Here is an 11,342-nt window from a genome sequence, read left to right on the forward strand (position 1 = left end):
ATTATTTATTGTACTTTTATTTCAAGTAAGCTGAAAAGCCCTTTCTGGGGGATGAAGTATGAAATCTCTATACTCAATATAAATCCATTAGCAAGTATAAGTTCTGTCAGTGAAACAGACAGCCACTATTATTTAGCATTAGGAAACTCACTGGTATTTCCTGCACCATCATCTGGCATCTGTCTCATATTCACCGGATAAACATTATAAACCTGTTTTTAGGGTGTCCATGCAATTCATTAGAATACTTACTAATCCGCAGGATACAATATGGCAATATTAATTTTAAGTTAACATATATAAATAATAATATAATGAATAATATATAAATATAAATGTGGCATTTCCTATTATATGTTAAATTTACATGCAAATAATGTACATGTTTCAAAGGAAGAATTCAACAAAATTCTACCTATATTCTCATATTCAGTGGCAACATTTTTTTTGATGGACTTTGCATTTTTCATCAATGATATAGTTGATACCTTGCACTTTACCTATATTGAATCATTTATTCTTCTGGGTATTCCCTTCATAGGCCGCATGGTAACTCCATTTATATATTCATACGTGGGAAGGCTTGGGGTTCCAAGGCTTGCATTGCTCTCAATAACCCTGATGGCAGTCATATCATTTGGAATGGGATATGAAACAACATTCATAGAACTCTTTGCCAGCAGATTTATTATTGGTATTTTCTTTGGGCTGGCTACCTCGGCTGCAATAGAGGTATCATCAATCACAGGGAACAGAAAGATCATAGGATTTACAATGGGAGGCTGGGCAATTGGATGGTTAATGGGCGCAATATTCTTCATGTTGCTTGGTTCATGGGAACTGGTTTCAATTGCTGGAATCGTATTTGCACCAGCAGTGCTGTTCTCCAGAAAACATAATGTCATATCTCCAATGTTGAAGAAGTTCCATTTTGATTTCTCTATTAAGGTGTTTCTAGTTTTTCTTCTTGGATTCACACCGGCCTATGTTCTGGAGATAGTTCCTTCGTACCTTGGCCCATCTGCATTCATTGAATCAATTGTAGCCTATTCCATTGCAGTGTTTGCATACCTGCTCCTGCCGGCTATGATGATACGTTTTTCCCTGAAGAAAACAGTGTTTTCTTCACTGATAATTGTGGCAATCAGTGGCATTCTATTCTTTTCCACTACGAATATAGCATTCGCTGTGGTTTTCACCATGTTCGGGCTTGGTGTCAATTCACTTCTTCCCATAATAAGTAAAAATTTAAATGTGGAAGCCGATAAGATTGGGCCAAGCATGAATTTTTCTGCAGTGGCGGGCTTTATATTTCCAGTTATCCTGACAATGGGCAATGAAGCACTTAATTCTGCACTTGCAGTATTTATAGCATCAATGTTCCTTATGCTCTTCATTTCAGTTGAATTTGGAAAACACGGTTACAAGTCTATTAATATAAAGAAATTTTTTATAAATCATTAAAATTATAATTTTATATTGTCTATATTGTAGGGATCATCAGGATCATATGGATTTTTGGGCTTTTCCCTTTTGATTGCACCATATATCATTACAATAAACCCTGCTATTCCAACCAGTCCTCCCACTATTACCAGAGCGGAAACCACATCAAACTGTGACCCTGTAATATATCCATATAGTGGGGCGCTAGATGTTGCATTGAAATAAACGTAATTATATGTTCCGGGATTTAACCCCACGAATATGCTTATTCCTGCATTAGATTCTGTTGGTTTATATCCCTTATCCTTTAACGCCGTCTGATTTGTGACCGTGATCAAATTTGAATGAGATACAAGTTCTCCACTGGGAATTGCCCCATTTATAAGGACAATGTAACCGGATTTAACCGTTATATTATTAGACACAGTCAAATTAGTTGTTTTGTTCTCTATAAAATGTGAATTTGAATTACTGGCAAATGAGCTTTCAAAATACCCACCGCCTCCAGCCGCCATCGCTATGCCTATAATAATCATAACAATGCCTATGACTAGGATCTTTTTATTCATAAGAAAGGAAGGATATATGTTTATATAACACTTTTGAAAAATATTCCATGGCAGAATATAATTAAACTTTAATTACTAATAACAATTAGTGTATTATGAAAAAAGATGTTAATGAATATTTGAACAATATAATAAATGCCGCTCCTTCAGAAGAAATGTATTTTGAAGCAATACATGACGTTTTTAAGGACTTAATCAAGGAATATATCAGGAAGAAAATAAACGAAGACAGCGAAATTAAAAAACAGATAACCGAAGTTATTGAAGAGTTCATGGAGGCCAAAATAAAGGAATATGACTCACTTGCGAAAATGGCAAAGGTTACTGCTAAAATAGGAATCAGTACTGCACCCAATGGAATAAAACAGGAAGCACTCAATGACTTTATGGATACCTTCAAGAGGGAAATAGAGGAAATAATCAAAAGTACCCTATGATTCCTTGAAATCCTTAATAATTTGAGTTTTGGAATTTAAATCGAATAAAGTCATTATGGAGGGATTCGGAGAAAAATTCATCATTTTCTGGTAATCAGTCTGTGATTGCCATGTAGAAGCATTAATATAACGTACACCCCTGTAATTCCCCTGTGAGAATGAATGTATATGGCCTGTAATAAAAATATCAGGAACCTGTTCTATTACATGATAATCTCTTTTTGAAGGAATTATCGGGGTTTTCCCACCATATACAGGGGCTAGATGCCTTCTCTTCAGGAGTTCCTCTATGGAAGACCCTACACTGGCATAGCTGGCACCTGGAACCAGTTCTATCATATCGTTCAGGGACATTCCATGATAAACAAGAACATTCTTATTTTCCAGAACCAAATTATATGGATTTGGCAGCAGTGTGACATTATCATTAAAGAAATTTTTGATTTTTTGAGAGAATACGGGCTGTGGTTCTGCAAGCCTTACTATATCATGGTTTCCTGGCATAATAAAGATATTCACATCCTCGGGGATAACATTGACATATTCTGCAAGTTTTTCATACTGTTCATATGGGTTCAGAATTTCAAGATCCTTATCCTGTCCAGGGTAAACTCCTATACCATCCACAACATCGCCGCTCAAAATGAGATATTTAAGTTGGGATGCTTCTTCACTGGAAGATTTTATCCAGGAAACCATTTTCATGAAGTCATTTTCCCTGAATGTCTTGCTTCCCACATGTATATCTGACAGGGATGCCACGAATACAGGATCCTTTTTCTGCTCGTCTATCATTTTGTATGGTATATCTGGCCTTATGACCTCATCTGCAAACAAAACCGGGTCTTTGCCTGTGTTGCTTATAGATCCAACGACCCCGAGAACCTCATCCTCCAGTATCAGTTCGTTGTTCATGCCCTTCCCCTTTAAGAGGAAGACGATTAGACTATCATCAAGATCTTCGAGCAGAAGCCTCTTATGGCCATTTTTAGTGGTGCTTACCTCTGAAACCATACCAACAATTTTTACCTTTCCCTGGGTTTTTTTAGCACTCTTAATAGTGTATGTCCCCCTCATTTCGGCAGATTGCACTATAATTTTTTTTAACCTTTCATAGCGATCCGTGAACATTTCCTGAAAATCCTCCACAGAGCTATGGGCTTTTATGTCCGGTATGTATACTTCGAAATCCATCTTCCTGCGTTCTGGTTTTCTAATTAACTTTAATACATCATTTTCAGTGAGATAACCTGCATCCAGGACTTCCTGTGTGACCATTTTTGGCAACAATTCTCCCATACTTGAATCCAGTATCAGATCGAGGGCTGTCTTTGTCACCATGATGCCCTTCTCCTGAAAATACACCAGTACCCTTTTCCGGTCCTCTATTAGATCCATTACATCAATAATACATTCTTGCTATAATTTTTATTGCTTTATTCAAAATCATAAAAAGTAACATACAGGAATTTTGATCACACAGGTATCATAAATAGGCATCTCCAATAACCTAATCTGGGCTGTTTATTGCCGTACTCTTCTCCTGAAAATAATATAAATAGCCTTAAATAGTTTATAAGTCTTAACTTTCCATGTTTAAAGAAAAATTTCAGAATGTCATAGAAGGCTATACCTTTGATGATGTACTTTTAAAGCCTTTGCATTCTACAATCGAGCCTAAAAATGCGAATGTGGCAAGCAGATTTTCACGACATATTAATATAGGCATACCAATTGTAAGCTCTCCCATGGATACTGTAACGGAGGATCCCATGGCCATTGCAATGGCCCGATACGGAGCTCTTGGCGTTATACACCGCAATATGTCTGCAAATGAACAGGTTGAAATGATAAAGAAGGTAAAAAAGGAGGAAAGCATAATAATAAGGGATGTTTTTTCAATAGACCCTGATACACCGGTTAATGTAGCCAGAACACTTATGACAACAAAAAATATTGCTGGTTTGCCGGTAGTTGCATCGGGAAAACTTATTGGGATTTTAACTAAAAGAGATTTAGAATTTTCCGAATCGGAAGGTACCGTAAAGGACATAATGACAAAGGATGTAATAACAGCGGACGAAAATGTCTCAATAGAAGATGCCAAATATATACTCTATAAAAACAGGGTTGAGAAACTGCCACTTGTGGATAAAAAGGGCAGGCTGATGGGTCTTATAACTGCAAAGGACATTAAAACCCGGGAGAAATTTCCCAACGCATCCAGGGACGAGCAGGGGCAGCTAATGGTTGGTGCTGCCATTGGCGCCTATGATATAGACAGGGCAATAAACCTTGAAAATGCCGGATCAGATTTTCTAGTAATCGACACTGCACATGCACATAACAGGAATGTCATTTCTTCACTTAAGAAGATAAGAAAGGCAATACATATAGATATAATAGCAGGAAACATTGCAACCGCAGAGGCTGCAGAGGATCTTATATCCATGGGAGTCGATGGCTTGAGGGTTGGAATAGGGCCAGGTTCTATCTGCACAACAAGAATTGTGGCAGGAGTTGGGGTTCCACAGCTGACGGCAATATCGGATGTGGCAGATGTAGCCGGGGAACATGGTATACCCGTAATCGCTGACGGAGGAATCAGGTATTCGGGAGACATGATAAAGGCTCTTGCTGCCGGAGCTTCCACAGTTATGCTCGGCTCACTTCTGGCAGGCACAGAGGAAAGCCCTGGTACAGAAATGATCATAAATGGCAGGAAATACAAGTCCTACAGGGGCATGGGGTCCATAGGTGCCATAAAAGCAGGCAAATCAGACCGTTACGGAAAACTTGGTTCCAATGAATTTATAGCAGAGGGCGTTGAGGGATCTGTTCCCTATAGGGGGAAGGTTTCTGAAAATCTGTTCCAATTTGTCGGTGGAATAAAAACCGGTATGGGCTATCTAGGTGCCGAAAATATAGAACAGCTTAAGGAAAAGGCAATATTTGTAAAAATCACCAACAGTGGCTTAAAGGAAAGTCACCCACACGATATACGCATTGTTTCAGAGCCGCCTAACTACCAGAATTTTGACGTCTACTGAAATATAAATTATTTTTGGGCAATGCATATACATTATTATCACAATTGAAAACTATTTATAACCAGATACATTTTCTAATTTATATGGATCGGGACAATGTAGTAGAAATACTGGGCTACAGGGAAATGACACAGGATCAAATAGCTGATGAGATGATTGGAAAATACAGCACGTCAGATCATTCCCGGGCAGGCTATCTAAAAATTGGAGCCCAGATACTGGTTGAAAATGAACTGGAGTTTCTTCTTAACGAACTGGTAGATAAGAACGTTCTCGGAACAAAAAAAGTTCAGGATGGCTTACTGGAACACGTTTATTACTATGTCAGGAACTGAAACTGTTCTCGCCATGGTCATATTATTAGAATTTTAAAACCATTAGTGTCTATTATTATATTTATTGTGTATATGGGATTATGATTGACAGTATCATAGGCATAGAAGGGTACTCTACCAGGACTCCTGGCATACCCGGGAAAATTAAATATGATCCTGAAAGTTTTATTGTAAACGAAATACCCGTAGAAATTCCGGAAAACACCCATGGCAAATATACAATTTTAAAGGTACGCCTGAGAAATTGGGATACCAACAAATTTTTGATGCGCCTTGCTGATCAATTGCATATAAGCAATAAACGGATAACATATGCAGGAACAAAGGATAAAATAGGCATAACCACACAGTATTTCTGTATAAATTTACCTGAAAGCATGGAAATTGGCAATCTCAATATAGGCGATGCCGAGATCATTTCAACATTCAGGACCGGTAAAATGATCAAACTGGGTGATTTACTGGGGAACGAATTCATAATAGACATACAGTCTGATGATGATAATACTGTCCGCATAGGCGATACAATTGATGAAATCTTTAAAAATCTGGGGTTTCCTAATTTTTATGGCTATCAGAGATTCGGCAGCATCAGGGCAAATACACATAAAATAGGCAAACTATTAATACAAAATAAATACGAGGAGGCTGTAAAGATGTATATATACGATCCGGAATTTGATAGAGAAGACTACAGGAAAACATTTGGTGAAACTGGAGATGCCAGAAAGGCTATGAAAGAGTTTCCCGAATATCTTACATTTGAAAGGTCCCTACTGGGCTACATAATAAGGGAAAATACGTATAAAGACGCATTCAGTGTTTTCCCAAGATACCTTTCCATGTTCTTTATACACGCTTACCAGTCATATATTTTTAACAGAATACTTTCAGAAAGGATGAAGCTGACTGGGAGCATGTATAAGGTACTTGGTGGTGATATTCTATATCCTGTTGACAGATATTTCAACCCAGATAGAAATCAGATGATTCGTGCATCCAGTTACAATATTGAAAAGCTTAACCGCCTCTCCATGGAAAACAGGATCAGGCCAGCCATACCATTAATAGGTTATGATACTGAACTATCCTCTGGCCTCGAGGGTGATATAGAAAAGAAAATTATGGAAGATGAGGAAATTAATAAAAAAGACTTTAATCTAAGCTCTGACAGAAGAATGGGCTCATCGGGCGACTACAGGATAATATCTGTACTTCCTGTGGATTTCAAAATAATTGGTAAAAATAAAATTAAATTCTCACTTGGAAAGGGAGTTTATGCAACTTCTCTCCTAAGGGAGTTTATCAAGGGGAACTTAAATTAATCCAACTTTTTGTAGCTCTTTTTTTACTTTTATAACAGCCTGCTCAATTTCACTTTCTTCCTTGGCTCCAGTACATACCACTTTGCCTGATCCGAAAAGAAGCAAAACTACTTTTGGCTCCTCAACCCTGTATACAAGTCCAGGAAACTGTTCTGGTTCATATTCCACATTTTCAAGACCCAGGGACATTGCTATATCTGTAAGGTTAAGGGATGCCTCAAGATCGTAAACTGCAACAATATTCTGAACTATAATGTCGGGATTGTCATAAACCTCTATTTTGGCTTTCTTAAGTTTGTCTATGATGGTGTCTATTGTTTTTTTGACATTTTCAAGGTTTTTGGCACCTGTGCAATTAACTTTTCCACTTCTAAAAATAAGAACCGCTGTTTTTGGATCCTTCAATCTATATATCAATCCAGGAAACTGTTCTGGCTCGTATTCAGAACCTTCAAGTGCCAGGGCTATGCGGCTCAGGTCCAGATGTTCCGCCAGTGAAGTTGATGCAACTATGTTTTCTATGGTTATTTTTTCCATCTCGCTCATGTTAATCAATATGTTTATATTTAAAGGGTATATAAAGGTTTTAATTTAGCTTATATACACTGTCAAAAATCCTTAATACATGTTCAACTGTTCCTTTGCATAATCAGACATCATTTCCGGTTTCCACTGAGGTTCCCATACCAGTTCAATGTCTGCAGCTTCCACATCGGCGAGATTTTCAACACATTTCTGTGCTTCTGACAGTATCCATGGAGTTACAGGGCATGTTGGTGCGGTCATTGTCATTTTTATGTAAACCCTGTTGCCATCAGTAATTTCAACATCATATACCAGGCCAAGGTTAACAACATCCATTCCTATTTCTGGATCAGATACCTCTTTTAATGCTTCCAGAATTTCCTCTTTAGTTACCATAATATAATCAATTGTAAATATGTATTTAAACATTATTTAATGTTTAAAGTTGAAACAGCAATTTACCAAAAAATTAATTCAGCATATTGAATGCATTTAATGTGGCTCTTATCATGTTAATGCACCTGGTTTCACTCACATTTATTAAAGACGCATTATTACACAGCATATGGGAAAACAGAATGATGTATTGCTGTTCATCTTTATGGTTATTTCATGGGCAATTAATTATCCTGTAATAAAAATCGCACTACGCTATACAGATCCATTTACCCTTCTGTTCTACAGAGTACTATTCTCCTTAATATTTATATACATTATATTCCGTCCCAGACTGCATCTGAAACTTTCAAGACATGATATTGTACCGCTGTTCATTTTATCCATGCTTAATGTCCTTATATGGATGGAATTATGGTTCGTAGCAGAAACTTCCATATCTGCGTCCCTGACATCTATCATAATATACACTTATCCAATAATATCCACATTGATGGCTATAATATTCCTTGGCGAACATTATAATAAATATATATTCCTGGGAATCGGAACAGGTTTTGCAGGTTTGTTAGTGATATTTTCCAACTCGCTTCTGGTAGGTTTCAGGCCGGGGATAATAATAGCATTGCTCGGTGCAATAACATGGGCTTCAGGAACAATATATTTTATGAAATACCATACAAAAAAGGATAGGGAAACAACAAATTTTTTTCAGTTCGGATTTGCACTCCTGCCGGCACTTCTCATAGCAGGAATTGCAAGGCCCAGTGTATCCATTTTTGAGCCTTCGCCCATACTGGTAGGCCTTATACTGGTAATATCTATTCCGGGCACTGCAGTGGCCTACTATGCATTCCTTCATTTGAACAAAAAGTACGGCGTGTCAACAATATCATCATTCCTTTTTATTGTGCCGGCCCTATCAGTGGTGTTCAGCATAATAATATTGAATGAAATACCATCATTTTACGAACTTATCGGGCTTATACTTGTGGGAATTGGAATATTTTTCTCTGCAAGAGGTACTATGAACAGGAATAATGGCAAACCTGTCGCTCAATGAAATTCCCTGTTATAGATATCCGGCCTCATCCTGGGAATGAAGGCATTTCTTATTGATTCGTAAATTAAGGTACTCCTGGTAACTGAATCGTTAGAAATGAGCCCTGATATGCCACGACCACGTCCTATCATTTCTATTCCAAAGATATTTTCAACAAATTCATTGGTGCTAGTACCCGTTTTAATGGCATCAATAACCTCATCTGGCATCTGAAATCCTGAACCAAAACCCGTAGTTATGGTACTGTATCTGTCAATTACAACACAATAATGAAGGTCATAATACATATCATTAATAGGATTATAAAAAATTCCAGATTCAATGCCTATTGAATAATCGTTGTCTTTCAGTCCATACATGGCCCGGTCGGTTGCAAAACGCATTGTATCTTTACCGAAAGGCTGTTCACTGCCGGTTTTATATTCTGTATTCCTGGTTATTCTGTAATTTTTCATTATTGATTTAATGAATTCCACACTTGCCGTAAATTTGAGATCATTCCCGGTGGAAACTGATATATTAATAGGGGTTATTCTTTTCCCGGTTCTCCTTATCTCGCCGTTAATTATTCTCGTGGAACTTATTGGAAATAGGTCTTCTGCAAGTGAGAATGGTATTTTCACAATCTTAAGTGGGGTCTTTCCCATAGACAGGCGTTTTTCGTTAATTCTGCTGGCACTTGCATAGGTTTCTGGAGAAACAACCAGGATAGCTTCATCAACATCCAGTGTATTGCCAAACACTGAATCAAGTGGATGTATTTCATAATTGCTGGTAAACTTTGAAATAAATTTTTCAACCCTTTCCCTTCTCTGTTTATAGGATATAAGGGTATTTTTATGGGACCTGGCATACTGATCAGAGGTTATGCCTATCATCACCCTATTTCCTGTGTTGTATGCTGCAAGAAGAAGCTGTTCATGCCCTCTGTGAAATCTATTGAATGTTCCACCAACAAGTGTTATCATTAAAAGTAAATAAGAAATTGTTATAAAATATTATGTGACACATCTCATCAGGTAAACAGTTGATCAAAAATCACTCCATGAAGTCCTTTTTCCAGCCGTTAGATTGGTGATAAACAGATTTGCACATATCAGACTTGAGACAATAAAATCCCCCGTCACTATCGAAGCAGTGGTATATTCATATGCACAATTGATGTTTTCGCTGTTCGATGAGCAATTTCCACCATAGCCTTAAAGGAATTGTACAAATATTAGTTGTACATATAATTTAATCATGCAAAAGAAAATTACTGTTGGTCCCAAGGGGGAGGTTGTCATACCCAAGGAAATAAGGGAAAAGATAGGGATAAAGGAATATTCTGAGCTGATCATAGATATTCTTGACGATTCAGTGATCATAAGAAAAATCAAACCGGAATCTGTGTCGTATGTTAATTTTTACAGTACAACTTATTCCAGGAAACTCAAGAAGAAAATAGACATTAAGAAAATTGCAGAGGAACAGTATAAAGGAAACACATAGGGTGCTTGGAAAAACTGATGCCATAGAAGTTGGAAAAAAATTTATTAATTTTCCCTTCCTCAGATTTGTGGCAGTGGATGATGAAATAATAAGAAGGAGTCAGGTTATCCGTGAAAGGTATCATTTGAAACCACGAGATTCAATTCATTTATCATGTGCCCTAGAGAGAAACATCTCAGAGATCATAACGGACGATACAGATTTTGATGGTATAAAAGAAATAATAAGAGTGCCTGTAAAGCATTAAATCGTTTTCCGTTCTCAAAAATACATATTATTTAACACTTTCCGGTAATCCCCGTTTTCAGGTACTATTTCCATAGTGATGATCTCCAATAGTTTTCGACCTAAATATCTTTTATCTTACCACACAATCTTGACTCAATATCAGGGATAATTACCTTTCTCTCATTTTATAGTACCGGGCAAAATAATAGCTTATAAATAAACCATATAAATAAAAATGTTCTTTCCTGTTGCGCCCTAAAGTGTTTTAAAGAACACGATATTAAAAATTAAAGGGATTCCTTTTCATCCTTAACCGTTTTAGCAAGCCTCCTTACCCCTTCCTTAAGGTCATCGTCACTGGAATAGGTGAAATTAAGCCGCATGGTATTCATTTCCGGATTATTGTGGTAAAATGCAGAGCCGGTCACATAGGCTACCTTATTGTTTATTGCCCTTTTCACATTTTTAATGCGTCCA

Annotated in this window: 13 protein-coding genes and 1 pseudogene; 8 read left to right on the forward strand and 6 right to left on the reverse strand. The window is 37.2% G+C overall.

The features are described 5' to 3' along the window. Positions 1-354: 354 nt before the first annotated feature. On the forward strand, positions 355-1,464 hold the full coding sequence (locus AMDU4_RS08235; RefSeq protein ID WP_021787521.1) for an MFS transporter: 1,110 nt from the start codon (positions 355-357) through the stop codon (positions 1,462-1,464). Positions 1,465-1,466: 2 nt separating this feature from the next. On the opposite strand, the gene AMDU4_RS08240 is transcribed toward AMDU4_RS08235, so the two are convergent. Next, the gene (locus tag AMDU4_RS08240) at positions 1,467-2,015 is read right to left on the reverse strand and encodes a hypothetical protein (RefSeq protein ID WP_021787522.1); all 549 of its coding nucleotides are present in this window, start codon (positions 2,013-2,015) and stop codon (positions 1,467-1,469) included. Between the two features lie 95 nt (positions 2,016-2,110). Between AMDU4_RS08240 and AMDU4_RS08245 the strand changes: the two genes are divergently transcribed. Then, a complete protein-coding gene (locus tag AMDU4_RS08245) occupies positions 2,111-2,452 on the forward strand; it encodes a hypothetical protein (RefSeq protein WP_021787523.1) in 342 nt (113 codons plus the stop codon). Here AMDU4_RS08245 and AMDU4_RS08250 read toward each other — a convergent pair. Continuing rightward, positions 2,447-3,850, reverse strand: a complete 1,404-nt coding sequence (locus tag AMDU4_RS08250; RefSeq protein ID WP_021787524.1) for a DNA-directed DNA polymerase II small subunit — start codon at positions 3,848-3,850, stop codon at positions 2,447-2,449. The two genes, AMDU4_RS08245 and AMDU4_RS08250, sit on opposite strands and share 6 nt — an antisense overlap. Before the next feature lie 194 nt (positions 3,851-4,044). Here AMDU4_RS08250 and guaB point away from each other — a divergent pair, with 194 nt between their 5' ends. From guaB to truD, 3 genes are all read left to right on the forward strand, one after another. Then, a complete protein-coding gene (guaB, locus tag AMDU4_RS08255; protein WP_021787525.1) occupies positions 4,045-5,502 on the forward strand; it encodes an IMP dehydrogenase in 1,458 nt (485 codons plus the stop codon). Positions 5,503-5,585: 83 nt separating this feature from the next. Then, positions 5,586-5,837: a hypothetical protein gene (locus AMDU4_RS08260; protein ID WP_021787526.1), complete on the forward strand. Its 252-nt coding sequence runs from the start codon at positions 5,586-5,588 to the stop codon at positions 5,835-5,837. Between the two features lie 80 nt (positions 5,838-5,917). Beyond that, entirely contained in the window at positions 5,918-7,162 is a 1,245-nt protein-coding gene (truD, locus tag AMDU4_RS08265) for a tRNA pseudouridine(13) synthase TruD (RefSeq protein WP_021787527.1), read from the forward strand. Here truD and AMDU4_RS08270 read toward each other — a convergent pair. Next, the gene (locus AMDU4_RS08270) at positions 7,154-7,708 is read right to left on the reverse strand and encodes a TATA-box-binding protein (protein WP_021787528.1); all 555 of its coding nucleotides are present in this window, start codon (positions 7,706-7,708) and stop codon (positions 7,154-7,156) included. The genes truD and AMDU4_RS08270 overlap by 9 nt on opposite strands. A gap of 72 nt (positions 7,709-7,780) precedes the next feature. Continuing rightward, complete coding sequence (locus AMDU4_RS08275) at positions 7,781-8,083, reverse strand: metal-sulfur cluster assembly factor (RefSeq protein ID WP_290704683.1); 303 nt, start codon at positions 8,081-8,083, stop codon at positions 7,781-7,783. Positions 8,084-8,252: 169 nt separating this feature from the next. Between AMDU4_RS08275 and AMDU4_RS08280 the strand changes: the two genes are divergently transcribed. Next, complete coding sequence (locus AMDU4_RS08280) at positions 8,253-9,146, forward strand: DMT family transporter (protein ID WP_021787530.1); 894 nt, start codon at positions 8,253-8,255, stop codon at positions 9,144-9,146. Here AMDU4_RS08280 and AMDU4_RS08285 read toward each other — a convergent pair. Next, positions 9,140-10,114 (reverse strand): pantetheine-phosphate adenylyltransferase, encoded by a 975-nt coding sequence (locus AMDU4_RS08285; protein ID WP_021787531.1) that lies wholly within the window; start codon positions 10,112-10,114, stop codon positions 9,140-9,142. The two genes, AMDU4_RS08280 and AMDU4_RS08285, sit on opposite strands and share 7 nt — an antisense overlap. Before the next feature lie 274 nt (positions 10,115-10,388). On the opposite strand from AMDU4_RS08285, the gene AMDU4_RS08290 reads away from it, so the two are divergent. Both AMDU4_RS08290 and AMDU4_RS08295 read left to right on the forward strand, forming a co-directional pair. Continuing rightward, entirely contained in the window at positions 10,389-10,637 is a 249-nt protein-coding gene (locus tag AMDU4_RS08290; protein WP_021787532.1) for an AbrB/MazE/SpoVT family DNA-binding domain-containing protein, read from the forward strand. Continuing rightward, positions 10,606-10,884: a type II toxin-antitoxin system VapC family toxin gene (locus tag AMDU4_RS08295; protein WP_290704685.1), complete on the forward strand. Its 279-nt coding sequence runs from the start codon at positions 10,606-10,608 to the stop codon at positions 10,882-10,884. Before AMDU4_RS08290 ends, AMDU4_RS08295 begins: the two co-directional genes overlap by 32 nt. A gap of 268 nt (positions 10,885-11,152) precedes the next feature. On the opposite strand, the pseudogene AMDU4_RS08300 reads toward AMDU4_RS08295, so the two are convergent. After that, positions 11,153-11,342, reverse strand: a pseudogene (locus tag AMDU4_RS08300) (aminotransferase); the annotation flags it as partial.

The organism is Ferroplasma sp. Type II (assembly GCF_000496155.1).

Excerpts from the sequence above, each read along its gene's own strand:
- AMDU4_RS08235 (WP_021787521.1), top strand. The coding sequence starts at position 355 with ATGTTAAATTTACATGCAAATAATGTACATGTTTCAAAGGAAGAATTC.
- AMDU4_RS08240 (WP_021787522.1), bottom strand. The coding sequence starts at position 2,015 with ATGAATAAAAAGATCCTAGTCATAGGCATTGTTATGATTATTATAGGC.
- AMDU4_RS08245 (WP_021787523.1), top strand. The coding sequence starts at position 2,111 with ATGAAAAAAGATGTTAATGAATATTTGAACAATATAATAAATGCCGCT.
- AMDU4_RS08250 (WP_021787524.1), bottom strand. The coding sequence starts at position 3,850 with ATGGATCTAATAGAGGACCGGAAAAGGGTACTGGTGTATTTTCAGGAG.
- guaB (WP_021787525.1), top strand. The coding sequence starts at position 4,045 with ATGTTTAAAGAAAAATTTCAGAATGTCATAGAAGGCTATACCTTTGAT.
- AMDU4_RS08260 (WP_021787526.1), top strand. The coding sequence starts at position 5,586 with ATGGATCGGGACAATGTAGTAGAAATACTGGGCTACAGGGAAATGACA.
- truD (WP_021787527.1), top strand. The coding sequence starts at position 5,918 with ATGATTGACAGTATCATAGGCATAGAAGGGTACTCTACCAGGACTCCT.
- AMDU4_RS08270 (WP_021787528.1), bottom strand. The coding sequence starts at position 7,708 with ATGAGCGAGATGGAAAAAATAACCATAGAAAACATAGTTGCATCAACT.
- AMDU4_RS08275 (WP_290704683.1), bottom strand. The coding sequence starts at position 8,083 with ATGGTAACTAAAGAGGAAATTCTGGAAGCATTAAAAGAGGTATCTGAT.
- AMDU4_RS08280 (WP_021787530.1), top strand. The coding sequence starts at position 8,253 with ATGGGAAAACAGAATGATGTATTGCTGTTCATCTTTATGGTTATTTCA.
- AMDU4_RS08285 (WP_021787531.1), bottom strand. The coding sequence starts at position 10,114 with ATGATAACACTTGTTGGTGGAACATTCAATAGATTTCACAGAGGGCAT.
- AMDU4_RS08290 (WP_021787532.1), top strand. The coding sequence starts at position 10,389 with ATGCAAAAGAAAATTACTGTTGGTCCCAAGGGGGAGGTTGTCATACCC.